Source organism: Prauserella marina (assembly GCF_002240355.1).
In the GTDB taxonomy this organism is placed as follows: domain Bacteria; phylum Actinomycetota; class Actinomycetes; order Mycobacteriales; family Pseudonocardiaceae; genus Prauserella_A; species Prauserella_A marina.
The window spans coordinates 203,187-228,324 of record NZ_CP016353.1; the positions used below are offsets into that span (position 1 = coordinate 203,187).

Below are 25,138 nucleotides of genomic sequence, written 5' to 3' on the forward strand. Positions count from 1 at the left end.
CTACTTGGCCATCAGCAGGATCTTGCCGAAGACGCCGCCCTCTTCGAGTGCCCTGTGCGCGTCGGCCGCTTCCGCGAGTGGCAGCACCTGACCGATCACCGGTTGCACGGTTCCGCGCTCGACCAGCGGCCACAGGCGTTCGCGGACATCGGCGACGATGGCGCCCTTCTCCTCGACGGGCCGTGCCCGCAGCGTCGTCGCGGCAACGCTCGCCCGTTTCATGATCAGCTTGCCAAGGTTCAGTTCGGCCTTGATGCCGCCCTGCATGCCGATGACGACGAGCCTGCCGCCGGTGGCGAGCGCGTCGATGTTGCGGTCGAGGTACTTCGCGCCCATGTTGTCGAGGATGACGTCGGCGCCGCCGGTTTCCTTGCGCAGCTCCTCGACGAAGTCCTGCTCGCGATAGTTGATCACGATGTCGGCGCCGAGCTGGCGGCAGCTTTCCAGCCGCTCGGCCGATCCCGCCGTCACCGCGACCGTCGCGCCGAGCGCCTTGCCGGTCTGGATGGCGTGCGTGCCGATGCCGCCCGCGCCACCGTGTACGAGCAGTACATCGCCTTCGCCGAGTCCGGCGAGCATGACGACGTTCGACCACACCGTGCAGGCGACCTCCGGCAGCCCCGCCGCCGCCGCGAGCTCCACCTCACCGGGAACCGGAAGCAGTTGGACGGCGGGTACCGCGACCTTCTCCGCGTAGCCACCGCCGGCGAGCAACGCGCACACCTCGTCGCCGACCTGCCAGCCTTCGACACCTTCACCGAGCGCGGCGATGGTGCCGGAGCATTCGAGGCCCATGATGTCGCTCGTGCCGGGAGGCGGCGCGTAGTTGCCCTTCCGCTGGAGCAGGTCCGCGCGGTTGACCGCCGTCGCGGTGACGTCGATGAGCACCTCGCCTTCGCCTGCGACCGGGTCGGGAACCTCGGTCCACTCCAGGTTTTCGGGGCCGCCTGGCTCGCGGATCGTGATCGCGTGCATGGGTGGACCCTATGCCACCACGCAAGTCGGCGAACCTTCCCGACTCCTACTAATGGCCCTTGACCTTCACTTCACACCCGGGAACAGTGACCGCACTTGGACACGAAGGGGACGTGTATGTCATCTCATGGAGGCAGATCGAGGTCGGCGAAGTCGGCGGTAGTGCTCGCCGCGTGCGCGGGGCTCGTCCTCACCAGTGCGGGGACGGCAGTGGGAGCGCAGCAGGGATCCCAGGGCGGACTCGCCGACAAGCTCGCACGCAAAGTCTCGGTCGACAACATCAACAGGCATCTCATCGCGATGCAGCGCATCGCGGACGTGGAAGGCGGAAGGGCAGCGAGCACGAACGGGCACGCCCGCTCGGCGGAATACATCGCAGGCAAGCTCGAAGCCGCTGGGTACTCGGTGACAAGGCAGGAGTTTCCGTTCACCTACACCGAGACGCTCGCCGAGAGCCTGAGCGTCGACGGAACCGATGTCCCGATCATCGTCATGAGCTACAGCCCCTCCACCCCGGAAGGCGGCCTCACGGCCCCGCTCGCCGTCGTCGCGCCCGACGACACTCCAGGGTGTGAGGCCGCGGACTACGGCGACGCGACCGGCAACATCGTGCTGGTCCAGCGCGGCGCGTGCTCGTTCGCGGAGAAGCAGGCCGCCGCCGCCGACGCGGGCGCGGTCGGCGCCATCATCTACAACAACGAGGAGGGCGACCTCAACGGCACGCTGGGCGATCCGTCCGCTGCCAGGATCCCCACCGGTGGCATCACGATGGCCGCCGGTCAGGAGCTCGCCGGGCAGGACGGCGCCGAGGTGAACCTCGATCTGCGAACCTTCCAGGAGGACCGCACCAGCTACAACGTCATCGCCGAAACCAAGACGGGCCGCAAGGACAACGTCGTGATGGCCGGTGCCCACCTCGACAGCGTGCCCCACGGGCCTGGCATCAACGACAACGGTACGGGCTCGGCCGCGCTGCTGGAGACCGCGCTACAGCTCGGTGGGAAGCCGAAGACGAGCAACGCGGTGAGGTTCGCGTGGTGGAGCGCCGAGGAGTTCGGACTCGTCGGATCGACCCACTACGTCAACTCGCTGTCGTTCGAGCAGCAACTCGACATCGCGTTGTACCTGAACTTCGACATGATCGGCTCGCCGAACGCGGGGTACTTCGTCTACGACGGCGACGACTCCGACGGCGAAGGCGCGGGGGCAGGCCCCTACGGTTCGGCACAGATCGAGGCGTCCTTCGTCGACCGGCTCGGCGCGCTCGGTATCGAGACCGAGGGCACCGACTTCGACGGCAGATCCGACTACGGTGAGTTCATCGCCGTCGGCATCCCCGCAGGAGGTTTGTTCACCGGAGCGGAAGGTCTCAAGACGGCCGAACAGGCGGCGAAGTGGGGCGGACAGGCCGACGTCTCCTACGACCCGTGCTATCACCAGACCTGCGACAACCTCGGAAACGTCGACAGGGCGGCACTCGACCGCAACGCCGACGCCATGGCGTGGGTGACCGGCAAGTACGCGACCAGTACCGAAGAGGTCAACGGGGTCGTGCCGGAGAAGGGCAAGAACAGGGCGAAGGTGGCGGACCAGCGGGCCGCGCAGCGGACACTGGCCGCTGAGCACTCGCACACCGACGCTGCCTGACCCCCAAGCAGAAACCTGAAGGGCCCGTTGTGCGCGCGGCAAGCGCGGGCAACGGGCCTTTTTCAGACGGACGTCCTTTTTGTCTGGAACGTCTTTTGGCATAAAAAGCCTGGGTGCGGAATTACCGGAAGGCACCGCACCCAGGTCTACCGAGGTTGTCCAGTTGTCTAACGGTCGATCGCTTTCCCGGGCCGGTGCACAAAGCTGGGGTGTGGCTCCGATGCCACACCGGAAAACAGCTCACAATCGCACCGTTGTGCGCGAGAAGACGCTTGAATACCCGTGCTGTTCACAATCGCGGCTGGACTGGTTCACGCCATCCCAACCGTGGGGACACAGCGGGCGATCAACCGCGGGCGAATCATTCGTCACGGCACCACCTGAACCTCTCCCGGGGGCGACCGAACCGGCACTCCGGGTAGGAGTCGGTGTCGGTTCGGTACGACTCCTCCGTCCCCTCCAGGATCCACCTTTCGAACCAGCGTCACAACCATTTCGGTTCGCCACAATCCGGTGATAACGGAACAGAGTCGACCGCGGTGGCCGCTTTGTCGGGCGGAGGTTTTACTCTCCGTAGCATGACCGAGGTTTCCGACGATGTGCGCTGGCTCTCCGATACGGAGATGGTCGCTTGGCGGTCATATATCGTGTCGACCTTCATGCTGCGACAGCGTCTGCATCGCGAACTCGCCGAACGGCATGACGTCTCCTTGATCGACTACGAAGTACTCGTATGTCTTTCGTCGACACAAGAGGGGCGCATGCGGATGACCGAGCTCGCCAGCATGCTCGGCTCCACGAAGAGCAGGCTGTCGCACCAGGTCGGCCGGATGGAGGTCGCCGGCTACCTCAGGAGGGTCAAGGATCCGGACGACCGAAGGGGCGTGACGGCCGAGCTGACCGAAGCGGGTGCCGAGTTGTTGCGTACGGCCGCGCCGACGCACGTCGCGGGCGTGAGGGCGCACCTGATCGACCTGATGACCACCGAGGAGCAGTTGACGATGGGCAGGGCGTTCAGCAGAGTGCTCCAGCACCTGACGGACCTCGAAGACTGAGACGTTAAGCTTGCCGACAGGGAAGCGTGGCAGAGCGGCCGAATGCACTCGCCTTGAAAGCGAGCGTGGGTAAAACCACCGGGGGTTCAAATCCCTCCGCTTCCGCGTCGATGACCAGGGCAGACCGTCGAGCGTGGCACTTGCGCCACTGAGCGACGATCTGCCCTGGTCTCATTCTTGGTCTCAGTTCCGAGCGGGTGCCCGGCCGGTGGGGCGCTCGGCGATGATCTCCATGCCGCCGGAACTGTCGAGCAGCAGGACGCAGGGAACAAGGTCGCCGCTCGTGTCGGGTGAGGTGCGCACCCAGTCCGTGATCTCGTCGACCCAACCCGAACTCGCACCGGCCACGTAGATGTGGTCAGGGCTGACCAGCGCCACGACGAGCTTGTCCTCGCCGACCAGTTCGGCGGCGCGCTCGTGGAACTCGCCCAGCACGATCGCGGATCCGGCGCAGAGGTTGTTGTCGCTCCGCGCAACGGTGAGTAGCTGCCCCTTCGTCCCGTCCTCTTGTCCCTTGAAGACGAGGCCGCTCTTGAGGTTGTCGAGTGCCGCGTTGGCGAACTCGAAGAACTCGTCCTTGCTCATCTCCTCGAACTGGCCACGCAGCAGGTGAGACATTCCGATGTGGCCTGAGGGCGTGATCGTCGTCTTGGCGAACCCGAGGTACAGCCTGTTCTTCACCAGTGGCAAGGAAGCGTAGAGCTTCAACGGGCCGTCATAGGTATGAAGAATCGGCAGCCACGTGTCCTCTTCGGCCTGCGGGGGCGTCTCCTCGGAGTTTTCGTTGCCCGCTTTGCCAGCGAGTTCGAAGGCTTCGCTCCAGTCGTCGCCGTCGGGCCGATCGAACTGATAGCTGTACTCGGCGCCGGGGAACATCCCCGCGAGGAAAATACGGTCCATTCGCGAGGCTTGCCAGGTGCTTCGCACTCCGGTCACGTCGGATGCCTGTATCTGTCGCGCTTCGCACACCTGATGCCATGCCTGCCGAACGGCGTCATCGGCCTTGGCCGGCGCCATGCCCTGGGGCGGGTTGTCGTCTTTGTTTTTCGTCTGGAAAACGATGATGTTGGTGTCCATAGCCATATTCACGATCCGGCGATGCTACCCGACCCATCGGCGGCCCTCAGACGTTCTTCGAACAATGCGAGTAAACCGTTGGGGGAGCCAACAACGCGGGGCAAGCCGGTTCGCCGCTGTCGCCGAGATCCGCACTCAGGACGGCGAGATGCGCGCCCAGACCGTCGAGATCCGCGTTCGGCGAAGGCCGAGCAGACCTACACGCGCTCTGCCCATGACGTCGACGGGTCACACCCACCGGGCGAAAGCCTCCTCCGGTGGTGTGGGAAGGGAGTACTCTCCGCGCCATGAGCGACATGGAGATGGCGAGCGCGGAGCGGGCCGACCTCGCCGACCTGCTGAGCACGCTGACTCCGGAACAGTGGGACACCCCTTCGCTGTGCGAAGGATGGCGGGTGCGCGATGTCGTCGCCCACGTGGCCGGTTATGAGGATCTTGACCGGTTCGGGTTGGCCCGCCGCTTCGTTCGCGGCTGGATCGTCAACACCAACCAGGTGCGAGTGGAGGAATTGCGCGGGTTGACCAACGAGGAATTGCTCGATCGGCTGCGTTCCCATCTCGTTCCTCGCGGCGTCACTTCCGGATTCGGTGGGATGATCGCGCTCGTCGACGGCACGATCCATCACCAGGACATCCGGCGACCGCTGGGATTGCCCAGGGAAATTCCAGCAGCCCGGCTGCGGCGCGTCCTCGACGCCACCATGCGCAATCCCCGGCTTCCGGCTTGGCGCGTCACCAGAGGGCTGCGCCTCACGGCAACCGACCTTGACTGGAGCCATGGCAAAGGCCGCGAGGTCAGAGGTCCCGCGGAGGCGCTTTTGATGGCGGCGGCGGGCAGGCAGGACGCCGTCACCGAGCTCGAAGGCCCAGGTCAGCGAATACTGGCAAACAGGCTCGCCCGCTGATTGAACCACATCGCTCATGGGGGGCAGCGTCCCGTGGTCCACGGGCAACTCAACGGTTCGTAGTCCTCGGTGAGGTGCTGCTCGATGAATGCCGCATTGCTCCCGAAGGTCGGTCGCAGGAATCGTGCGATGGAAAGTATCGAAACGGTTGCCGCGCCCGCTTTTCGTACGGCGAGTGCCGCCGACTGGGCGTGGCCGCCCTGAACCCAGGTGTCTTCGACCACCAGTACATGGGCGCGGTGAGGCAGCGTCGAGGCGGTTGCGAAATGGTCCCCGCGCAAGGCCCGAGGGTCGACGACCTCGGCAGTGGGTGCGGAGTGCAGCGGCATTTCCGGAAACTGTGTCACCAAGGACCGCAGTAGCGAGCGAAGCGGGTGCTCGCCGGGTTTCGTGGGAAGAGAAGGCACGGCACACCAATGCGATACGGGGTTGGCCGCAATGTGGTTGAGGCAGCGAACATGATGGTGGAGCGCGAGAGCGACCAGCATGCCGACGACGTTCTGGTGTTCTCTGATCGGTCTTGACGCTTTGTACATGCGCATGAGGTAGTGCGACTGCTTCGTTTCGATCGCGTAGGCAAGGGTGCCGACGTGATCTGCCTTGTCACCACGCGCTGCTTCGGAGTGCCTTTTACAGGCAAGACACCGGTTGTAGCCACCGGCGACGGGTGTTGAACACACGGCGCAGGTGATGCCTCGGAGCCGCATGGTGTTTCGCAGGTAGCCGCCTGCGGCCTCGATCAGCCTTGCTCGCAGTAGGCTCGCGGGGTCGTTCATTTGAGAGCTGAGGCGACCCGCTCGATCTCGTCCTCCACGTCAAGTCGAGTCGTCGACGCGTGTAGAGCGAGTTCAACGACCTGCTGTAGATCGTCCGCCCTGTGCACTCCGGGCCGCCCGCACAGCTTCTTGGCCCACTCGTTCTGGTCGATAACGGTGCCGACGAGTATCACCGTCCTGCCGTGCTCGACCGCCATACGTGCTTGTACCCGTGTTCCGCTGTTCTCTCCCGCCTCCACCACGACCGTGGCCAGGCCGTATCCCGACATGGTCGCGTTCCGCATCAGGAAGGTGTGCTTCTGTGGCGGAGCGTCCGGCCAGAACTGGGACAGCAGAAGCCCTCGCCGACCGATTTCGTTTTGCAGCTCGTGGTTCTCCGAGGGGTAATTGCGATTGATACCGGTTCCGAGTACGGCGACGGTTCGTCCCCCCGCGTCGAGCGCTGCCCGGTGAGCGGACGTGTCGACGCCGTTCGCCAGCCCTGCGATCACCGTGAGGCCACGGGAAACCAAGGCCCTGCTGATGTCACCCGCGATTCTGAGGCCACGGTTCGTGGCAGCACGTGACCCCACGATCGAAACGGCCGGGTCGTCCTCGACGAGACCTCCGCGCGCGAACAGCAGGGGCGGCGCCTGGTGGATTCCTCGCAGCCGCTGCGGGTATCGGTCATCAGTGATGGTGAGGACCGTGAGCCCCGAAGACTCCCACTTCCGCAGGCTCGCCTCGGCCGAGGTGAGCGCGTCCGGGCGGCCGGGTTCGTCGAAAAGCGCGGGAGGGCGATGTTCGTGCCACACGTCGAGGGCGCTCCCGTTGGCGAGAACGTCAGCGGTGATGTCTGCCCAGGTCAGGCCGTTCGGCTGAGTTTGAAGCAGGGCGATGAGAGCTGCCTGCTCCAGACGATCCACCTTGCCCACGTCCTCACCTTATGCTCCGCCGTCGAACCCGGCTTACCGGCACGCCAGGGCCATAGTATCGAACTTACGTTCGAATAGCCAAGCTGGAAAGTAACGAGCTTGACCCTGACGTCGCGTGAGGCTTCAGGCTGTCGTCATGACCGAAACATTCTCCGCGTTCTCCATCAGCCCGGTGCCCGTGCCCGGCCCCGGCACCGAGCCAGCCGAACTGTTCCGAGGCATCTACGGGATGCCGACGTTCGTCACCGTTCCCACGGCCGACCTCGCCGCGTCCGTCGACTTCTGGACGCGGGGGCTCGGGTTCTTCGACCTGTTCTCGGTCGAGGGCGCGATCACTCACCTGCGGCGCTGGGCCTTCCAGGACGTGCTACTTGTGCCTGGCGAGCCGGCCGAGGGGACTCCGGCGCTGAGCGTGACCTTCTCCTGCGTGCTCAAGCAAATCGACGAGATCAAGGCCGCGTGCGAGCGTCTCGCACCCGGCAGCACGCGGGGCCCGGAGACGAAGCCCTGGAACTCGGTCGAGCTTGAGGTCCGCACACCGGACAACACCAGGGTGATCATGAGCGCGGCACAGCCCTACGATCCCGACAGTCCCGAGGCGGCGAACCTCAGGGACATGGGGATCGAGGGGCCCGGCAGGTAACCGGCGAGGCTCGAATGACTGTCACACTGGGCGGCATGCCCCATCGAGCCCACGACAACGCGTCCTCGGCGGGCACCGGCCTCACGGTCGGTGCCGTCGCGGCGCGCGTCGGGGTGACGGTCAGGGCTCTGCATCACTGGGACTCGATCGGGCTCGTCCGGCCTTCGGGACGAACGCACGCGGGATACCGGCTCTACACGGCGCAGGACCTGTCCAGGGTCCACCGGGTGCTGGTCTATCGCGAGCTCGGCGTCCCGCTCGACGACATCTTGGCGTTGCTTGAGGCGCCTGGGGCCGACGCGGACGCGTCGTTGCGCAAACAGCGCGACCGGCTGCGGGAGCGCATGGCGAGGCTCCGCGGGATGGCCGAGGCGCTCGACAGGGTCATCGAGGCCAGGGAGTCCGGAATCCTGCTCTCTGCCGATCAGCAGGTCGAGATCTTCGGCGAGAACTGGGATCCGTCGTGGGCGGGCGAGGCGTACAAGCGCTGGGGCGACACCCGGCAGTGGGCTCAGTACGCCGAGCGTTCCGCTGAGAGGACAGCCGAGGAGTGGCGGCGGATCGCCGACGGCGTCGAAGCGCTCACCGCCGATCTCGCCGCCGCGTTCAGAAAGGGAACGGAGGCCGGAAGCGAGGAAGCCAATGCCCTCGCCGATCGGCACAGGGCTTCGATCGATTCCTATTTCGACTGCACGATCTCCATGCAGGTGTGCATCGGAAGGGGCTTCGTCACCGATCCCGAGGTCGCCACCTTCTACGACGACGTCGAACCGGGACTCGCCAACTGGCTGCGGGAGATCATCGAGGCGAACGCGCGCGCCAACGGGGTCGATCCCGAAACGGCGACCTGGAACTGATCAGTCGGCGACGAAGCGCAACCGGAGCCCCGGCCTCGCCTGCGCGGCCTTGTCGACGTCGGCCGAAACCACGACGGCGATGGCGGGGTAGCCGCCGATGACGGGGTGGTCGGCGAGAAAAAGCGTGGGGCGGCTCGACGGCGGCACGTGCAGTGCGCCGGTGACGATGCCTTCGTTGGGCAGTGATTCGTCGCGGACCCTGGCAAGCGCGGGGCCGTCGAGCCGGATGCCGATGCGGTTGCTTTCCGACGTCACGCGATAGTCGCCGGTCAGCAGGGTTTCCAGCGCGGATTCCTCGAACCAGTCGAGGCGGGGGCCCGGCAAGACGCGCAGGGTCACCTCGTCCGAGGGCGGTGGGGGCACCGAGGCGGTGCCGGTGGAGGATTGCGTCGCGGGCGCGGCGCCGAGTGGGAGCCGCGTGCCCGCACGCAGGAGGGGTGGACCGAGGCCGGTCAGCAAATCGGTCGAACGTGACCCGAGAACGGGTTCGACCTCGATGCCGCCGGCCACGGCCACATAACTGCGCATTCCCGATTTGGGCGAGCCGAGCCGCAGTACCGAACCAGCCGGTACCCGGATCGCGGAGTTCAGCGCGCCACCGCGGGTGTCTACTGTGATCGGACAGGGCGCACCCGTGATGGCCACGACGAGGTCTTCGTCGGCCCGTGCGGTGAAGCCGCCGAATGTCACCTCGACGGCCGCCGCTCCCTCCTCATTTCCGACGAGCTGGTTGGCGAGCCGCAGCGAGCCGCGGTCCGCACCTCCCGACATCCCCACTCCGATGTCGGCAAGCCCTGGCCTGCCCAGATCTTGCACTGTCGCAAGTGGACCAGGCTCAAGCACTTCCAGCTCGTTGTTCATCAGGCAGCCTCCTGGAACCGCACTCGCACGCCCGGTCGGAGCAGCGCGGGTGGGTTGTGGTCGGCGTGCCAGATTTCCATTTCGGTGTGTCCGATGAGTTGCCAGCCGCCAGCGGAATCCCGAGGGTAGATACCGCTGTACTCGCCCGCGAGTCCGACGGCACCTGCTGGAATCCTGGTGCGAGGTTCACTGCGTCTTGGCACGGTCAGCGCCTCGGGTCCACCGGAGAGATATCCGAAACCCGGGGCGAAACCGTCGAATCCCACCGTCCATTCCGAACTGGTGTGCGCCGCGACGACCTCGTTTTCGGTGAGGCCGGTCAACTTCGCCACAGCGGCGAGGTCGGCGCCGTCGTACACGACAGGGACGCGTACGACTTCCGGTGCGCTGTCGCTGTCCTCCGTGCAGGGCCGTACGGAAAGCACGGCCTGCTCGACCTCGGCGATGTCAGCCAGCCGAGGATCGAGGAGCAGCAGCAGTGTCCGGGGAGCGGGAACGAAGTCGACGACGCCATGCGGCCTTTCGTTGGTGAGCGCCTGATGCAGCGCGCGCACCTCGGCCACGTCGTCGACCTCGATCAGCAACCCGGAATCAGCGCACCGCAGCAAGCGCATCGCGGTTCACCGCCTCGCGGGGCGGTGCGAAAGACGTCAGCGTGATGCCTGCCGAAACGAGCTGCTGTCGCACCGACTTCGCGACGCGCACGGCGCCTTCGGTGTCGCCGTGTACGCAGATCGAGTCGGCTCGCACGGTGATGAGGCTACCGTCGATGGCTTCGAACGGTTCACCGTTGGCCAGCTTCACGCATCGCGCCGCGATGAGCTCGGGATCGTGCAGCACCGCGCCGGGTTCCCTTCTGGACACGAGCGTGCCCTGAGGGGTGTAGGCGCGGTCGGCGAACGCCTCGTGGAACACGCGCAACCCTTCGGCTTCCGCACTGGCAAGCCATGACGCACCCGCGAGACCGAGTACGGCGAGTTCGGGGTTGTACTGGCGAACCGCGGTGATGACCGCTTCCGCCTGCTCCGCGTGCGACACGATCGCGTTGTAGAGCGCGCCGTGCGGTTTCACGTAGGTGACCTCTGTGCCCGCCACCTTGGCGATCCCTTCGAGCGCGCCGATCTGGTAGATCAGATCGTCGATGAGCTCGCGGGGATCGATGTCGATGAACCGCCTGCCGAAGCCTGCCAGGTCGCGATACCCGACCTGGGCGCCGATCGCGACACCTTGTTCGACGGCGAGGTGACAGGCCCGCCGGATGACACCAGGGTCCCCGGCATGGAAGCCACAGGCGACGTTGGCGCTGGTGACGACCCGGAGGAGTTCCGCGTCGTCACCCAGCTCCCAACGGCCGAAACCTTCTGCGAGGTCCGCGTTGAGGTCTACCACTTGTCAGATCAGCTCCACAGGTCGGCGATACCGCTGAGCGAGTTCCAGCCGAGGTACAGGGTCAGCACCCAGGCCAGCACACCGATGACCAGCAGGTAGCGCGGGTAGCGGTAACCCTTCAGCAGGTCGGTCCGGCGAGCGGCGACCCACATGAGGACACCGAAGCCGACCGGCAGGATCAGACCGTTGAGCGCACCGGCCAGGATCAGCAGGTTCGCGGGGGCCTGGTCCAGGAGCAGGAAGAAGCCAGCCGAGATGGCGATGAAGCCGACGACGAGCCAGTTCTGCCTCTCCTTGAGCTTCGGCGAGAACGTGACGATGAACGACACCGAGGTGTAGGAAGCACCGACGACCGAGGTGAGCGCCGCGCCCCAGAGGATCACGCCGAACATCCGGACACCGACTTCGCCGGCGGCGTGGCCGAAGGCTTCCGCTGCCATGTTGTCACTGGTGAGTGCGACACCACCGGCGACGACGCCGAAGATGGCGAGGAACAGCAGGACCCGCATGAGGCCGGTGACCAGTAGCGAGATGATCGAGCTGCGGCTGACGTCGACGATGTTCTTCGGGCCGGTGACGCCTGCGTCGACGAGCCGGTGAGCACCGGCGTAGGTGATGTAGCCACCCACGGTGCCACCGATGAGCGTGGTGATGACGAGGAAGTCGATGTCGTCCGGCAGCACGGTCTGCTTGATGGCCTCGCCGACCGGCGGGCCCGCGACGATCGCGACGTACAGCGTCAGGCCGATCATGATGACGCCGAGGAGCACGACGATGCGGTCCATGGCGAGGCCGGCCTTCTTGCTGAGGAAGATGCCGATCGCCAGCGCCGCCGAGATGGCGCCACCGATCTTGACGTCGAGCCCCATCATCGCGTCGAGACCGAGTGAGGCACCCGCGACGTTACCGATGTTGAAGACGAGGCCACCGAACACGACCAGTACGGCCATCAGGATGCCGAGTCCTGGCAGGACCTTGTTGCCGAGTTCCTGTGCGCGCATACCGGAGACACCGATGACGCGCCAAACGTTGAGCTGCACCGCGATGTCGACGATGATCGAAATCAGGATGGCGAACGCGAAGGCCGCGCCCATCTGCACGGTGAACGTGGTGGTCTGGGTGATGAACCCGGGGCCGATGGCGCTGGTCGCCATCAAGAAGACGGCACCGAGCAGTGTGCTGCGCTTGACGCCGCTGCCCTTCTTGCCGCCCGACTCGGGGTCCGGGGTTACTTCCGTGGATTCTGACGCCCTTGAGCTGTCAAGGTTTTCGCTCATTGCTACTCCGATCACAATCAGTGCGACGAAAGGTACATAGTTGTTGAACAATCCTGCAAGCCTCTTGTGCAACTTTCGTGTTAAGATGTTGTGCTAAGAGCAGGGGTAGTCCTCACGAGGCGAAGTAGCCGCGACTACCTCGTTTTTGCTTGTCTCTGATCTGGATTCGCGCTGGTGGCTGCCCATATCCGGGAAGATCGGCCCGATCGGCTTCGTCAACATACGCCTCGGATGCAAGCGCTCTCCGTAACCGGACGACTACCGAACGGCGCTTGCGATCGACGGGATGTGGAGGTAGCGGCCGCGACCACCGGGTACCAAGGCGATCGCGCGGCACCGGTCAACCGGCGCCGCGCGATCGGCACGTCCGTTGTGGACGCCGTGAAACCGTGGTCGGCCGGGTCGGGGCTCGGCCTCCCACGGCGCTTTCCGGGTGTCGGATCCTCAGCGTGCCGAGAGAGCGTTTGCCTGTCGTGCCTTGGATCCCGATGTGTTCCAACGCCGCCGGAGCCAGGCCGCCGCGGCGTCCTTGAGTCTCGCGCTCGGTCGCTTTCTCGCGCGGTCGCCTGGTCTCGGCTGGTGCACCGTGGACGGCACCGACCGTGCGGGACGGGTGGAGCACGCCTTGCAGGGGACCTGCTCCGAGGTGACGAGGCCGGTCTCGTGGTCGATGACGGTGTCCAGCAGCCAACCGCCCGCGTTTCCGCCGTCCCGGCAGAGGTCCGCTCTCCTCGCCATGACGTTCCGCCTTTCGCCATTCCGGTTCGGCAGCGGTTCTGACCCTACAAGGCAATTGTGGTCGAGAATCCTGACGAATCGGCCACGACTGCCCCTGAGTGTTCTTTGTGGAAAAGGCGGTGGTCACGGGTTTGAAAGGAAGATCGGAAATGTATCTGCTACGGATCTACTACGGTAGCGCTGTCATGGCTACTGCGTAGTTTTCCTTCTGCGGACGGCGAGTCCGCCGACGAGGAGAGCGACCAGCACGAGCACTCCCGCGCTCGCGATGACGATCCACCCGGTGGTCGAGACCATGCTGGTGCTTGCGGCCGTGTTGACCTGATTCGCTTCGGAACGCGCATCGCCGTCGTCGGCGGGTGTGCCCGGTGCCCGTTGACCGCCGAATGGTCCGTTTTTCCTGTCCTCATCGGAGGCGAACTGATACGAGGGGCCTTGTTCGATCTCGTCGGTGACGGTGAGGTCGAGCTTGATCGGCACGGAGGGAGCCGTTCCGTCGTCGGTGTGCGGCGGGCTCACCTTGACGGCGATGTAGTACCAGCCCGCGACGCTCTGACTCCTGGCGTCCCGCACGTCGGCGTCCCTGTTGTTGTAGCGAACCGGGACCGTGGAGATGGCGGGGTCGTTCGCGGGCAGTGTCTTCGCCTCGCCGGTGTAGACGGTCGTGTCCCAGTCGATTTCCTCCCGGTAAGGGGAATAGAACGTCGTCGAGATGTTGGAGACCGTCCTCGTGCCGTCCTTGGGCGTCTCGTCGAACCGGACCCGGTAGGCGAGGCCCTGTCCCCAGTCGAGCTTGACCTTGTAGAAGACGAACTCGCCCCGCTGGACGGTGTCCGCGTAGGTGTGGGAGCCGTCGATCACGCCCGCGACGTTGAAGGAACCACCGCCGACGACGGGAATGTCGGCGCCAGAGGGTTCGCTGAACTCGACCTTCGGCTTCACCGCGACGGGGCCGGTCTCGGTGGCGGCTGGTTCGACGCCGACGAGCAGTTCGACCGGAAGCCGCTCGGGAACCCCGGACGACACGGTGGCCCACTCCAGCGCGAAGTAGTAGCGGCCACCTCCCTGGCAGCGGTCGCGGTTGGTTTCCCCCGTCTTCTCCTCGATGGCGCCCTTCCACGTCGTCGCGACGGTCAGCGGGATGCCGTCGCTGGAACGGGTTGCCATCTCCGACGCGAACTCGTGGCAGTCCTGTCCGTTCTCGCCGTAGGTGCGCAGTTGCAGCGAGTTGATGTCGTCGGTCATCGAGACCCCGGAAAGGCGGGGGAAGGAGACGGTGGCGCTGAAGTACGCGGTCGCACCCTGCGGAACGTCGACGGCGTAGTAGCGCTTTTCCTTCTGCCCGATGGTGTCGAGGTGCTGGCCTGGCTTCGCGGCCGGAGCGGGATCGTAGGTCTCGGTCCCCGTGATCGGCGTGCCGGCGGGTTCGTAGTTGCGCAGCGCGGTCGCGGTGACTCTCGGGAGGGTCTGTTCGAGCGTCTTGGCGTCCGGTGCGTCGGTGTAGGTGCCGCCGGTGCTCTGCGCGACGCAGGTCAACTGCTTCCTCGCGGCGTCGTCGACCCCGAAGCCGACGGTGTGCACGACGAGTTCGACGCCCCTGCCGTCGAGTTGTTTGACGACCTCACAGGGCTCGGGTGGCGCGCAGGTGTCCTCTCCGTCGGAGACGAGCACGATGGAGCGCGGACCATCCTCGGGAAGTTGCTCCGCCGCGACCTGTAGTGCCTTGCCGATCGGCGTGTAGCCGCTGGGGGACAGCCCGTCGACGGCTTTGGTGAGCGCGTCCTTCTTGATCGGCTGGGGCTCGTGCACGACCGTGACGTCCTGGCAGCCCCGTGCTTTCTCGGCGGCGGAGTTGCCAGTGCCCGTGCCGTAGGCGGCGAGGCCGACCTGGGAACCGGTGGGCGCGGCTTCGACGACGCCGTGGACGGCTCGTTTGGCCGCGTCCATTTTCGTGCCCCCGCTGGGGTCCTCACCCGCCATCGAGCCAGACGCGTCGAGCACGAGCATGGTCGGCGCGTACTGCTCCTTCGGCTCGGCCTCTTGTGCCTGCGCCGCGGTAGCGGGCAGGGCGAGGAAGGTCGCCGCCGCGAGCGCTGCCGTCAGCAGCTTGGCCGGCCTGGCGGGTCTCGACATCGTGAGTCCTATTCGGGTTGTCAGTGGATGCTCCGCTCGGACGGCGGGACACCCCAGATGGTTCCACGTGCAAATGTCTAGTTGGCTAACGTTATTCCGCGCGGCTTGAGCGGTGCTCGCGTTCCGGGAAGGAACGCGCTTGGCGACCTCGCCCTCTTCGACGATGATCACCAGGTCGGTGCGAAACGTTTCGCGAGTCCACTTCTTGTGCGAGAGTCAGCACGGCGGTGTGGCCGGGACGATCGCGATGTCTCTTCCCAGAGCCTGCGCCCCGAAGCGCGGCCGAGGTCACTGCGCGGTCATCCGCCCGACCCCCGAGCGAAGAGTACTGACGTCGTTATCAGGATGGCGCAGGACCATGTCGGTGGACTGCTGCCATGCTGGCACCGGCATGGACAACGAGCGGCTGTTGGACCAGGTTGACTGGCAGCGAAGTACGGGAGGGCTACGGAGTTGGTGAATCAGGTGCCGGTTCGGCTCATGGGCGGGTCGCTCATGGGAGCTATCGTTACCGCGTGGCAGCGGCTCCACACGCGATGACGCCCGGCAGCAAACCTGGAGGCAGCACGAACGCCAACCACCCGCAGGCCCGCGCTACCGCTCAACAGGATCGGAGCCGCGGACGCGAGTGGTTCAGGCCGCGTCGTGCCCCAGGGCGTTTCGGCGTGCTCAGCATGACCCGGCTTCTCGTCTTCGAGGTGACGCTCGGCATCGTCTTCTTCGTCGTGCTCCAGCAACCCTGGGCCATGATGGTGGGCGGGGTACTTGGCGTCGCGGCCGTGGCGGCCATGTTCGGCAGATCCAACGGCCGCTGGTGGACCGACACCTTCATGTTATGGCTGCGTTACAAGATGCGGTCAGGCTCCTCGGGGTCCAAGAGACAGGACCCGAGGCTGGCCGCGCTGTGCGAGCTGGCCCCCGACCTGGTCATCGAGGACATCGACGACCAGGACGACAAGAAACTCGGCATGGGCAGCGACAGCGCGGGCTGGTTCGCCGTTCTCGAGGTGGCGACCACCAGCATCGAGCACGCGCTCCCGCCGGTCCCGATCGCCGCGCTCGCCAAGATCGCTTCCGAGGCCGAACAAGCCGGCGTCGTGATGCAGGTCGTCTCGCACACGTCCGCGATGAACGGGACTGCCGCCCGTGACCACGTCATCTGGGTCGCCGTCAGGCTCGATGCCAGTGCCGTTGCCCAGTCGATGATCGATCACGCCGGCAAGGACGTCGACATCCCCGCTGTACTGGCGGAGGTGGTGCACCGCGCGGAGCGGCTGCTGCGCCGTCGCGACCTGCGAGTGCGGACGTTGCCCGCCGAGGAGCTCGTCGACGCGCTCGCGCGCTCGTGCGATCTGCTCCCCACCGCCCAGACCGTCGTCAGGGAGGACTGGGACGCCTGGAACTCGACAAGGCTGGTGCACGGCTGTTTCTGGCTGCACACCTGGCCCGACGCCGAGCGCACCGCGTGGCTGCTCGCGATGCTCGCCGAGGTACCGGCCGCGTTGGTCAGCATCGCGTTCATCATCGAACCTTCCTATGAAGGGACAAGCATTCGCTGCTTGGTGCGAGTTGCCACAACACGGGAGCATTACCGGCAGACCTGTGACAGGGTGATGCGTGTTGCCGGATGGGCGGGCGCTCAAATGTCCCGTTTGGATGGCCAGCATGCGCCGGCGGTTTACGCCTCGGCGCCGAGCGGAGGAGGTGCCCGGTGAATTCCGGTCAGCAGCAGCAACCGCCGCCCCGGCCGATGCCGCAGCAACATCCGCAGCAGCCGCCACCGCCTCAGCAATATCAGCAGCAACAGCAACCAGCGCCGGGGCATCCGCAGCAGGCACGGCCGGCGGCTCCTCCGCAGACGCCCCCGCACGGAGTGCAGGCGCCTGCTCAGCAACAGGGTGCGAACGTCATCGGGGCGGCTCCGCCGCCGTCGCGGACCCAGCAGCAGTCTGGAGCGCAACACCAGCACGTCGGCAACGAGCTGGCCATGGCGGCCACGGCGGAGGTCGCGCGCCCGCAGCCGCTCGCGGTCAGCGCGCCGGCTGGCATGCCTCCCGCGCCGGGCGGTCCCGCACCGGTCGAGGACCCGCAGGGCAGCTCCAGGCAGCACAGGGACTGGCGACTTCGCAAGCACAGGGCCATGCCCCGGCTGCGAATCGGTCAGCACTACGCGCCGGAAGAAGCGCTTGAGCAGCTCCAGATGGTCGGCGGCACGTTCGGTTTTCAGCTCGGCAGAAACCAGTCGGGCTTCCCGGTCACCCTCACTCTCTTCCGGCCGCGCCCCGTGCGGGCGTACCTCGTCGGTGGGTTGTGGGCCGCGCGGCTGATGGCGTTGCGGGCCTTGCGGTTCGGCGTCCGGGTCGTCGTGTCGACACACCAGCCCGAAGGCTGGGCCGCGCTCGGCAGGTCGGTCACCGGTCGAAGCGACAGAGTCATCGTGCTCGACCACGGCGAGGCATCCGACGTGGTGGCCTCCCCTGGGGCGCCAGTGCTGCGCCTGCACGACGCGCCGCATCCCGCGGCCGCGGAGGATCCCATGCCATGGCAGACGCAGATGACGGTCATCCGCAGGCTCGGTCCAGAGGGAATGCAGGCGCTGCCGCAAGCGGACATCGTGCTTGCCCAGCGGCTCACGGCCAACGAGGCCATGGTCGCGGCCTCCGCTTTGCGGCTGTCGCAGAACATCACGCGTCAGCTCCAGGCGTTGCGGGACGACATGATGGCGAGTCTCACGCACACCGAGCGCTCGGTGTTCTGGCTGAGCGCGGTTCCCTTCGAACGCGAGCGGCTCGGCAACCCGGTCCGGCACTGACGCTGCCCCTGGCAGGGGCAGGCTGATTCCCGCGAATCGCGGCACGATGAGCTGGTGAACACGACACCGGCAGCCGATCTCGGCGGCTTCTTGCGCAGCAGAAGGGAAAGCCTGACGCCGGAGGCGGCGGGCATCGAACCGGGTCTGACCCGTCGAAGGGTTCCCGGGCTGCGCAGGGAAGAACTGGCGGAACTCGCGGGCGTCAGCGTCGGCTACTACACGCGGCTTGAGCAGGGAGTCAGTGTCGGTGCCTCCGACGCCGTCATCGACGCTCTGGCGGCAGCGCTGAGACTCGACCCCGCTGAGCATCAGCACCTGCGAACGCTTGCCGGTCCCCGGAAACCGACGCGGTCCCGTTCTCGAAGGAGCAGGCTGAGGTCATCGGTGCGGGAGCTGATCGACGCGATCCCCGGTGTGCCCGCGATCGTCATCGATCATCGTGCGGACGTCCTGGGGTGGAACCGCCTCGGGCACGCATTGCTGGCAGGACACCTCGATGTCGATGCCCCGGATGCGGCTGTTCGTCCGAACGTCGCCCGGATGCTGTTCCTGGACCCGCACCACAAGGCGTTGTACCGCGACTGGCAGGCCAAAGCGCAGGTCACGGTCGCGGCTCTACATCAGGCCGCCGCACGGTATCCGGCCGATTCCGAACTGCGACAACGGATCGGCGGGCTTGCGGCCGACAGCCCCGAGTTCGCACGAATGTGGGCACGGCGGCCGGTCCGAACCTGTTCGTACTACGTGCGCGAACTCGACCATCCGCTTGTCGGGCGGCTGACTCTGGCCAACGAAACCCTTGCCCTGCCCGACGACGACCAGCAGCTCGGACTGTTCTATGCGCGTCAGGACAGCGCGGCAGCCGATGGGCTCGTACTGCTGGCCCGGAGCATCGTCCCCGGTGGCTCGCGGCAAACCCGCTCACGGAGGGAGAACGCGCGATGAGGGTTCTCGCGGTCGGTGGTGCGGGCACCATCGGGAGAAGGCTGGTCCCCGCGCTGCGATCCCGTGGTCACGAGGTGGTCGTCGCGGGGCGCGAATCGGGTGACGTACATGTGGACCTGGCTTCGCCGGGCACCGTCGAGGACATGTACCACGCTGTCGGCGCTGTTGACGGGGTCGTGAGCATCGCGGCACACGGCGCTCTCGACGAGTTCGGCTCACTCACGTCGGCGGAACTGCGGGAGAACATGCGAGCCAAGTTCTTCGGGCAGGTCGATCTGGTCCTCGCCGGTCAGCGACATTGTGCCGACGGCGCTTCGTTCACGCTGACGTCGGGCATCTTCGCCGACGAGGCGTGGCCGGGTGTGACCGGTGGCGCGGTCATCAACGCCGCGCTGCACGGTTTCGTCCTTTCGGCTGCCGTCGAGCTGCCGAGGGGCATGCGGATCAACGCGGTCAGCCCGACGATGATCGGAGACTCGGTCGCAGTGTTCGTCGACCACTTTCCAGGGATGCGCCCCGTGCCGATGGATGAGCTGATCGGCCATTACCTCCACTGCGTGGAAGGTGGGGACACCGGGCACATCATCCGGGCGTACGGCTGAGCGCGCCTGGTGTGCTAATCTCTGACCGTGCGGTCAGAGATTTCACCAAAAGGTCAGCGAGAGCTGACTTTCACCGAGCGGATGCGGCGTGCGCAGATCATCGACGCCGCGACAAGGGCGCTCGCCGCTCACGGTTTCGGTGGTGCCTCGCTGACCAAGATCGCGGCCGAAGTGGGGATCTCCAAGGGTTTGGTGCTCTACCACTTCGGCAGCAGGACCGAGCTGATGCGCGAGGTCGTCTTCGCGCAATACGGGAGAATGGCGGGTGCCGCGCTCGAAGGGATCGACTGGAAGGGCTCGGCCACCGCGATATTGCGCGACCTGATCACTCGCTCCATCCGGGTCAGTCTCGAACGCGGGGAAGTGCGCCGCGCGATCGCCGAGGTCATCGGCAACCTGCGCGATGGCGATGGTCGACACGTCATCACGTTCGACCAGAAGGACGACATCTACACCGGATTCGAGAAGGTCTACCGGCAGGGCCAGGAGTCGGGTGAGTTCCGCGACTTCGAGCCACGACCGATGGCCGTCATTCAGCAGTCCTCCGTGGACGGTGCGGTGAACTACCTTGAGTCGCATGTGGATACCGATGCGTCTGACTTCTCCGATAGTGTTGCCGATCTGCTGATCGCCGCCGTGCGTTCGGAAAACCAGGGACATCCGGGGGAAACGCCATGAGCCACGCCGAAACCACGATCATCAGCAGGGTCCGGGTTTTCACCGGCGAAGGTCCCGTCCGCGATGACGTCGACGTCGTCGTCTCGAATGGACGGATCGAGCGAGTGTCGGTGGAACGAGTCGACTTGCCGGGTGCGCGCGTCATCCACGGTGCGGGCAAAACTCTCATTCCCGGGCTGATCGACGCACATGTGCACCTCGACTACCTGACCGCCCGCAGCAGGCCGCACGCTGCTGTGTGGACGCGTTTCATGCTGCGATCCGCGTTGCGCAAGCTGCTGGAGAACGGGATCACTGGGATCCGGTGTATGGGCGATCCGCTCGGTCAGATCACCAAGCTGAAACGAAAAGTCAACGCGGGGAAGATCGCTGGGCCGCGCATGTCGGCGGCAGGACCGGTGCTCACCGCGCACGGTGGCCATCCTTCGAGCACGGTGTGCGGGGACAATCCGTGGCTGCGAAGGAACATGGTCGTGCACCTCGACAACGAGGACGACGCGCGCGCCGCCGTGCGGCGCCTTCACGGCGCCGGTGTCGACGTCATCAAGTTCGTCTATCAGGGCGGGCGGTATGCCGAGAGTGACGTGGTGCTCGGGAAACTGCCGCTGGACGTGGTCAAGGCGATCATCACCGAGGCACACCGGCTCGGCCTTCCGGCCAGCGGTCATACCCACTACGAGGACGATGTGAACGATCTACTCGACGCCGGTGTGGACAGTCTTGAACACGGCGTCATCGAACACGACCTTGCCGAAGGCGACACCGTGAGTCGCTGGAAAGCGGCGGGAACCAAGTTGGTGCCCACGCTGACCATTGCCGCGTTCGTCAAGGACGAAAACGGAAAGCCTTACCTCGATCGCGCGAGCAGGAACCTCGCCCGTGCGGCCGAAGCGGGGGTGCCGATCGTCGCGGGCACCGACAGCATGGTCGGCGCGATGCCGGCGAACTCGCTGCACGACGAACTCCGGCACATGGTCGCGGCTGGGCTTTCGCCCGCCGACGCGCTCAGCGCGGCGACCGCGGATGCCGCGAACTTTCTCGGCCTTGAGGGCCGAGGAATGATCGCCGAAGGAGCCGTCGCCGATCTCGTTTTGCTCAACTCCGATCCGTTGGAGGAGATCGAGAACGTCGGCGACATAGACAGGGTCTTCCAAGACGGAAGGATCGTCTATCACACGCAGGTACCCAAACGCCCGGTACTGCGGGAATACGTGGCTCGTGAACCTACACTGTCCTTTGTTGATCGGACAAAGGCCACCGCGTCGAGTGAGGCGTTCCTGCGATATGACACCAGTCAATTCGCCGAAGACGGTGTCCGGGTGCTCAGCTATGTCGACTCGGAAACCGGTACCCTGCTGCGAAGGGAGTCGGTCACATCGGGGCCGGATCTGGTGACTCTACAGTGGACCTGCGAGATCCCGGCCGACGACACGGAGCTCCACGCCGAGCGGACCGAACGGCATGTGAAGCTTGAGGGGCGGTTCCAGGGAACGCCGGTCTCGCGGACGTATCCGTTGCGGGGCAGGATATGGATGCAGTCGCTGATGTTCGATCCCGCCACGTTCGTCGTCGGTCCCGACGAGAAGCTGTCGATCGTCTCGATGGGCACCTCAGGTCGCGGCGCGTTGGAGCTGACTGATTTCGAGGTGGCGAAGACCGGGTCCACTTCACAGGGGCGTCGCGAGGTGGTCACCGCCGAACTGGTGATGCCGCAATGGAAACGATTCTGGGGAGCGCTGCTCACCTACGATGCCGACAGCGGAGATCTGCTGCGCTACCAGATCAGAGGCAAGAAAGCCTCCACTGTGGAACGAGTGGTGTGAGCGATCACCTGTTCCGCTACGTGCCGAGTGCCCTGGGTTCGGCGCGATAGCCCTCTTGTTTGTTGCTGGAGACGACAGGGCCACCCGGATTGGCGACATCCCAGGCGTCGGCCGACGGCGTGTTTTCCGTGGAACGTAGGGCGCGGTCAGCCTGTGTAGCCGGGGCCTTGCCCCGATCCTGCTCGTTGTTCCCCGAGTAGGCCGGTCCCCTCAATGCGATCGGCACGTCTCCGAGCGGCTGTTGGTCCGGTTGTCGGCGCGGCTGGGCCAGCCGTCCCTCGAACACCGGCACCGTGCCGGTGGGAACCTCCGCGGTGAACTCGGACTGTGTTGGTTCCGCAGGACGAGTGGGTCGCTTCCGGCGTGCGTCGCCACCGGCCTTGGTTTCGATTCTCGCGTTGGAAAGGACGGGGGGAGTGGCTTCGCGAACCGAAGGCGTCCGCAGCTGCTCGGCGGCGGAAGCTTCGCTTCGTGCCCGCTTCTTGGTGTTCCTCTTCGTGTCGACGATGGACGGCGCGGTCGGCGGCGGAGGCCGGAAGGCATTGTCGTCCGATGGCGGCGCGGCGCCGTTGTCAGCGCGAACGGATTTTCGTCCGTCCTTTCTAGACGGTGGAGCGCCAGCGGGAGGTGGAGGAACCGAGCCGGGGTGTCCCATGCCCGGAGCCGGATTCTGTTCCTTCCTGCCGAGCGTTTTGCCCTTGAGGTTCGGTCTCTGTGGGGCCCCACCCCCGGGAGGCGGCATGATCGTGCCTGGCATGCCGGTGTTTCCGCGCGGTGTGAAGGTCCCGGGAGCGTTGGACCCAGGTGCGGCTGGTGGGGTGTTGCCGGGCGCTCTCAGCCCGGACACCGGTGGCGCGGGGCGGGCGGAAAGACCGGCGAGATTCGGTGCCGGTGCCGATCCTGTGCCGGGAGGTCGTGGGCCGCTCACACCGGGCGGCGTTGGCGGAATCGCGACCGAACCTCGCGCGAAAGCCGGTGGGATACCCGGCGAAGCCGGTGTCGCTGCTGGTGGGCGAGGAGCGTTCCCCGCAGGGCGTGGATCGGCGAACGTCGGTTGCCCCGCGCCGTTAAACGTCGGCGCGGGAGGTCTGCCCGCAGGGGGTCCCGGAGGCGCCGTGTTGAACGCGCCAGGCATCGCCGGAGGTGGGGGACCACTTCCGATTGGGGGCACGTCTATCGGTATGCCGGCCGCCTCGGGGTGCAGAATCGCGTTCATCGGGGTCATGCGCCGTGCTCGCGCTGTTTCCAGCTTGGAGATCGAGGTGGCATAGGAGTCGGCTGTTTCGCTGATCAGTTCCCGCGCTTCCTGGTCGTATCGCCAGCGCACGTTGGACGCCTTGTTCGAGTTGCCGAGGATCGAGTCCTTGTGTGATGCGCGGACCCGGTCGCGGCGGCCAAGATCGGCCTGCCGATCGCCGAGTGGTCCTTCCGTCGCGTCCTGTAGCGCGCGCTGATAGCGCTGCCACAGCTCTTCCATCTTGGTTTGTGCGCTGCGCATGGCACCTGCCAACATGGCCAGCCCCTGGTGGTTGGCGGCCGCTGCTTCCCGCCACACCTCGACGTGCGCCAGCGTTTCGCCCACCTTTCTCAGGTAGGCATCCTTGGCCGCCGGCGATTCCCAGTTCGCCTCAAGAGAGTCGGTCTGCCTGAACAGCTCACTCTGCAAGTAGAAGAGCATGGATTCGACGTTGTACCACTGCGTTGCTCTGTCCGATGCGGTGCCGGGTTGCTCGCCCATGATCTGGTCGTAGATCTGCTCGATCGTGAGCGATTCGGCTCTTTCGTCGCCGGGGGCGGGCGTCTCCGCGTCAGGGGACAGTAGGGGCATACTGGATTGCTGGTCGAACGGCTTTCCCTGATTCCAGTAGCTGCTGTAGCTGACCGGGTAGCTGGGAACCCATTGTGTGATACCGCTTCCGGACATGTCTTGCCGGAGCCGGTCGACGTTATAGCCGAAGAAACGCCAGTTCGGGTCCATGGGTCAAGCTCTCTCGGGAGCCTGGTCGGCCCGGCCCAACGATCCGAACCAATCTGCGTTGAGTGCCATCGACTTTCCTTCGAAGTTCGAGTTGGGCGGCAATGAATACAGCCCCGCACGAGAAGTGCGCTGTCGGTCGACGGCCGCGCCTGGGCGGGTGCTGGGCTGGTGAGTTATTGGGAAACCCCGCTGCCGCAACGTATTCGAGCTCGCCAGGCTGCTCGTAACCATCATTACCACAACGCGAGCTGATGAGCCAAAACTGACTTTTGTCATGCCGGACGTGATCCTGTTGAATGCTGTCCAGCTATCCCGTACCTGCGCCGTACCGAATTGGCTGACCAGCTTGTTCTCGTCGGGTTTCCGTGGGATTCCGGACAATCCGGCCGGGCAACATCGATGCATTGGGAACCCCGGTGGGCGTGATCGGTGTCGTCAGGAATGGTTGTACTGAGGGGAAAATAGTCATGAGCAAGTTGAAGCGGGCCGCGACGGTGGCAATGGCGACGTCGGCGATGCTGGCTGGTTCGGCGTTACTGGCTGGGCCCGCGAACGCGGTCGCGTCATCGCCTGAGGAGGTGTGTGGTTCGGGGTACCGGGTCATCAACACCGAGTCGATCGGTGGCATCTCGACGCTTTACCTGCTGTACAACGGAAACACAAACTGCGTGGTCAACTGGAAGACCAAGTATCGTGGTACCGCGTCTTCAGTCAGCGCGGGGCTTCAGGTGCAGAACGGCGGTTCGGACCGGGACGCCGGAAGCTTCAAGTACTACGCGGGCCCCGCGAAGGTGTCCGGCGCCGCCGGGCGCTGCGTCAGGTGGGAAGGAACGACCCGAGACCTGAGCGACAACACCGACCACGGTTGGTCCTCGCCATGGGAGCACTGCGGCTAGTGGTTGTCCTCGAAAAGTCGACGGGGCCTGACCCGTGAGCCAGCGATACTCACGGCGCGGCACATCGGCGTATCCTGCCGAGGACTGTTGTTCCGTTCTCCGGGGAACCCGGTGATCACCGCACGACGAACGAGGGGCGGAGCCCGAAAGCCCCGCC

23 protein-coding genes and 1 tRNA gene are annotated in these 25,138 nt (G+C 65.8%); 13 read left to right on the forward strand and 11 right to left on the reverse strand.

Annotation, left to right across the window (positions count from 1 at the left end; translation table 11 throughout):
* Window positions 1-975, reverse strand: coding sequence for an NAD(P)H-quinone oxidoreductase (locus BAY61_RS00975; protein ID WP_091801297.1), 975 nt, complete (start codon window positions 973-975; stop codon window positions 1-3).
* A 117-nt stretch (window positions 976-1,092) separates the two neighbouring features.
* Here BAY61_RS00975 and BAY61_RS00980 point away from each other — a divergent pair, with 117 nt between their 5' ends.
* From BAY61_RS00980 to BAY61_RS00990, 3 genes are all read left to right on the forward strand, one after another.
* Entirely contained in the window at window positions 1,093-2,622 is a 1,530-nt protein-coding gene (locus BAY61_RS00980) for a M28 family metallopeptidase (protein WP_091801300.1), read from the forward strand.
* A 578-nt stretch (window positions 2,623-3,200) separates the two neighbouring features.
* Window positions 3,201-3,677, forward strand: coding sequence for a MarR family winged helix-turn-helix transcriptional regulator (locus BAY61_RS00985; RefSeq protein WP_091801304.1), 477 nt, complete (start codon window positions 3,201-3,203; stop codon window positions 3,675-3,677).
* A gap of 20 nt (window positions 3,678-3,697) precedes the next feature.
* Window positions 3,698-3,782 (forward strand) — tRNA-Ser (locus BAY61_RS00990).
* 78 nt (window positions 3,783-3,860) lie between these two features.
* Here the strand turns inward: BAY61_RS00990 and BAY61_RS00995 are convergent.
* Window positions 3,861-4,754, reverse strand: coding sequence for a hypothetical protein (locus BAY61_RS00995; protein ID WP_091801307.1), 894 nt, complete (start codon window positions 4,752-4,754; stop codon window positions 3,861-3,863).
* A gap of 287 nt (window positions 4,755-5,041) precedes the next feature.
* Here BAY61_RS00995 and BAY61_RS01000 point away from each other — a divergent pair, with 287 nt between their 5' ends.
* Window positions 5,042-5,659 (forward strand): maleylpyruvate isomerase family mycothiol-dependent enzyme, encoded by a 618-nt coding sequence (locus BAY61_RS01000; protein ID WP_091801310.1) that lies wholly within the window; start codon window positions 5,042-5,044, stop codon window positions 5,657-5,659.
* Between the two features lie 14 nt (window positions 5,660-5,673).
* On the opposite strand, the gene BAY61_RS01005 is transcribed toward BAY61_RS01000, so the two are convergent.
* Together BAY61_RS01005 and BAY61_RS01010 are read right to left on the reverse strand one after the other, a co-directional pair.
* Window positions 5,674-6,435, reverse strand: coding sequence for a hypothetical protein (locus BAY61_RS01005; protein ID WP_091801314.1), 762 nt, complete (start codon window positions 6,433-6,435; stop codon window positions 5,674-5,676).
* Entirely contained in the window at window positions 6,432-7,349 is a 918-nt protein-coding gene (locus BAY61_RS01010; RefSeq protein WP_091801317.1) for a DNA-processing protein DprA, read from the reverse strand. The genes BAY61_RS01005 and BAY61_RS01010 overlap by 4 nt, the downstream gene beginning before the upstream one ends.
* 136 nt (window positions 7,350-7,485) lie before the next feature.
* Between BAY61_RS01010 and BAY61_RS01015 the strand changes: the two genes are divergently transcribed.
* Together BAY61_RS01015 and BAY61_RS01020 are read left to right on the forward strand one after the other, a co-directional pair.
* Window positions 7,486-7,992 carry a VOC family protein gene (locus BAY61_RS01015; RefSeq protein WP_091802436.1) on the forward strand — a complete coding sequence of 169 codons (507 nt, stop codon included), beginning with the start codon at window positions 7,486-7,488 and terminating at the stop codon, window positions 7,990-7,992.
* Window positions 7,993-8,027: 35 nt separating this feature from the next.
* Window positions 8,028-8,849, forward strand: a complete 822-nt coding sequence (locus tag BAY61_RS01020) for a MerR family transcriptional regulator (RefSeq protein ID WP_091802439.1) — start codon at window positions 8,028-8,030, stop codon at window positions 8,847-8,849.
* On the opposite strand, the gene BAY61_RS01025 is transcribed toward BAY61_RS01020, so the two are convergent.
* From BAY61_RS01025 to BAY61_RS01050, 6 genes are all read right to left on the reverse strand, one after another.
* Window positions 8,850-9,710, reverse strand: a complete 861-nt coding sequence (locus tag BAY61_RS01025; RefSeq protein ID WP_091801320.1) for a 5-oxoprolinase subunit C family protein — start codon at window positions 9,708-9,710, stop codon at window positions 8,850-8,852.
* Complete coding sequence (gene pxpB / locus BAY61_RS01030; protein WP_091801323.1) at window positions 9,710-10,324, reverse strand: 5-oxoprolinase subunit PxpB; 615 nt, start codon at window positions 10,322-10,324, stop codon at window positions 9,710-9,712. The genes BAY61_RS01025 and pxpB overlap by 1 nt, the downstream gene beginning before the upstream one ends.
* Entirely contained in the window at window positions 10,302-11,099 is a 798-nt protein-coding gene (locus tag BAY61_RS01035; protein ID WP_091801326.1) for a LamB/YcsF family protein, read from the reverse strand. Before BAY61_RS01035 ends, pxpB begins: the two co-directional genes overlap by 23 nt.
* Window positions 11,100-11,107: 8 nt before the next feature.
* Window positions 11,108-12,376: an NRAMP family divalent metal transporter gene (locus tag BAY61_RS01040; protein ID WP_091802442.1), complete on the reverse strand. Its 1,269-nt coding sequence runs from the start codon at window positions 12,374-12,376 to the stop codon at window positions 11,108-11,110.
* A gap of 444 nt (window positions 12,377-12,820) precedes the next feature.
* Window positions 12,821-13,114, reverse strand: a complete 294-nt coding sequence (locus BAY61_RS01045) for a hypothetical protein (protein WP_091801329.1) — start codon at window positions 13,112-13,114, stop codon at window positions 12,821-12,823.
* 189 nt (window positions 13,115-13,303) lie between these two features.
* Entirely contained in the window at window positions 13,304-15,247 is a 1,944-nt protein-coding gene (locus tag BAY61_RS01050; protein ID WP_170140118.1) for a vWA domain-containing protein, read from the reverse strand.
* Window positions 15,248-15,921: 674 nt separating this feature from the next.
* Here BAY61_RS01050 and BAY61_RS01055 point away from each other — a divergent pair.
* Genes BAY61_RS01055 through BAY61_RS01080 form a run of 6 tightly spaced genes read left to right on the forward strand, consistent with a single transcriptional unit; the run spans window position 15,922 to window position 22,107 of the window.
* Entirely contained in the window at window positions 15,922-16,962 is a 1,041-nt protein-coding gene (locus BAY61_RS01055; RefSeq protein ID WP_245865642.1) for a type VII secretion protein EccE, read from the forward strand.
* Entirely contained in the window at window positions 16,959-18,059 is a 1,101-nt protein-coding gene (locus BAY61_RS01060) for an alpha/beta hydrolase family protein (RefSeq protein ID WP_143021353.1), read from the forward strand. The genes BAY61_RS01055 and BAY61_RS01060 overlap by 4 nt, the downstream gene beginning before the upstream one ends.
* Window positions 18,060-18,113: 54 nt before the next feature.
* A complete protein-coding gene (locus BAY61_RS01065) occupies window positions 18,114-19,004 on the forward strand; it encodes a helix-turn-helix domain-containing protein (RefSeq protein WP_091801338.1) in 891 nt (296 codons plus the stop codon).
* On the forward strand, window positions 19,001-19,606 hold the full coding sequence (locus BAY61_RS01070; protein WP_091801341.1) for a short chain dehydrogenase: 606 nt from the start codon (window positions 19,001-19,003) through the stop codon (window positions 19,604-19,606). Before BAY61_RS01065 ends, BAY61_RS01070 begins: the two co-directional genes overlap by 4 nt.
* Window positions 19,607-19,633: 27 nt before the next feature.
* Window positions 19,634-20,284, forward strand: coding sequence for a TetR/AcrR family transcriptional regulator (locus tag BAY61_RS01075; RefSeq protein ID WP_143021354.1), 651 nt, complete (start codon window positions 19,634-19,636; stop codon window positions 20,282-20,284).
* A complete protein-coding gene (locus BAY61_RS01080) occupies window positions 20,281-22,107 on the forward strand; it encodes an amidohydrolase family protein (protein ID WP_091801347.1) in 1,827 nt (608 codons plus the stop codon). The genes BAY61_RS01075 and BAY61_RS01080 overlap by 4 nt, the downstream gene beginning before the upstream one ends.
* Before the next feature lie 16 nt (window positions 22,108-22,123).
* On the opposite strand, the gene BAY61_RS01085 is transcribed toward BAY61_RS01080, so the two are convergent.
* The gene (locus tag BAY61_RS01085) at window positions 22,124-24,085 is read right to left on the reverse strand and encodes a hypothetical protein (RefSeq protein WP_091801350.1); all 1,962 of its coding nucleotides are present in this window, start codon (window positions 24,083-24,085) and stop codon (window positions 22,124-22,126) included.
* Window positions 24,086-24,552: 467 nt separating this feature from the next.
* On the opposite strand from BAY61_RS01085, the gene BAY61_RS01090 reads away from it, so the two are divergent.
* Window positions 24,553-24,981, forward strand: a complete 429-nt coding sequence (locus BAY61_RS01090) for a hypothetical protein (protein ID WP_091801354.1) — start codon at window positions 24,553-24,555, stop codon at window positions 24,979-24,981.
* Window positions 24,982-25,138 lie beyond the last annotated feature (157 nt).

Excerpts from the sequence above, each read along its gene's own strand:
- BAY61_RS00975 (WP_091801297.1), bottom strand. The coding sequence starts at position 975 with ATGCACGCGATCACGATCCGCGAGCCAGGCGGCCCCGAAAACCTGGAG.
- BAY61_RS00980 (WP_091801300.1), top strand. The coding sequence starts at position 1,093 with ATGTCATCTCATGGAGGCAGATCGAGGTCGGCGAAGTCGGCGGTAGTG.
- BAY61_RS00985 (WP_091801304.1), top strand. The coding sequence starts at position 3,201 with ATGACCGAGGTTTCCGACGATGTGCGCTGGCTCTCCGATACGGAGATG.
- BAY61_RS00995 (WP_091801307.1), bottom strand. The coding sequence starts at position 4,754 with ATGGACACCAACATCATCGTTTTCCAGACGAAAAACAAAGACGACAAC.
- BAY61_RS01000 (WP_091801310.1), top strand. The coding sequence starts at position 5,042 with ATGAGCGACATGGAGATGGCGAGCGCGGAGCGGGCCGACCTCGCCGAC.
- BAY61_RS01005 (WP_091801314.1), bottom strand. The coding sequence starts at position 6,435 with ATGAACGACCCCGCGAGCCTACTGCGAGCAAGGCTGATCGAGGCCGCA.
- BAY61_RS01015 (WP_091802436.1), top strand. The coding sequence starts at position 7,486 with ATGACCGAAACATTCTCCGCGTTCTCCATCAGCCCGGTGCCCGTGCCC.
- BAY61_RS01020 (WP_091802439.1), top strand. The coding sequence starts at position 8,028 with ATGCCCCATCGAGCCCACGACAACGCGTCCTCGGCGGGCACCGGCCTC.
- BAY61_RS01025 (WP_091801320.1), bottom strand. The coding sequence starts at position 9,710 with ATGAACAACGAGCTGGAAGTGCTTGAGCCTGGTCCACTTGCGACAGTG.
- pxpB (WP_091801323.1), bottom strand. The coding sequence starts at position 10,324 with ATGCGCTTGCTGCGGTGCGCTGATTCCGGGTTGCTGATCGAGGTCGAC.
- BAY61_RS01040 (WP_091802442.1), bottom strand. The coding sequence starts at position 12,376 with ATGAGCGAAAACCTTGACAGCTCAAGGGCGTCAGAATCCACGGAAGTA.
- BAY61_RS01045 (WP_091801329.1), bottom strand. The coding sequence starts at position 13,114 with ATGGCGAGGAGAGCGGACCTCTGCCGGGACGGCGGAAACGCGGGCGGT.
- BAY61_RS01050 (WP_170140118.1), bottom strand. The coding sequence starts at position 15,247 with ATGTCGAGACCCGCCAGGCCGGCCAAGCTGCTGACGGCAGCGCTCGCG.
- BAY61_RS01055 (WP_245865642.1), top strand. The coding sequence starts at position 15,922 with ATGACCCGGCTTCTCGTCTTCGAGGTGACGCTCGGCATCGTCTTCTTC.
- BAY61_RS01070 (WP_091801341.1), top strand. The coding sequence starts at position 19,001 with ATGAGGGTTCTCGCGGTCGGTGGTGCGGGCACCATCGGGAGAAGGCTG.
- BAY61_RS01080 (WP_091801347.1), top strand. The coding sequence starts at position 20,281 with ATGAGCCACGCCGAAACCACGATCATCAGCAGGGTCCGGGTTTTCACC.
- BAY61_RS01085 (WP_091801350.1), bottom strand. The coding sequence starts at position 24,085 with ATGGACCCGAACTGGCGTTTCTTCGGCTATAACGTCGACCGGCTCCGG.
- BAY61_RS01090 (WP_091801354.1), top strand. The coding sequence starts at position 24,553 with ATGAGCAAGTTGAAGCGGGCCGCGACGGTGGCAATGGCGACGTCGGCG.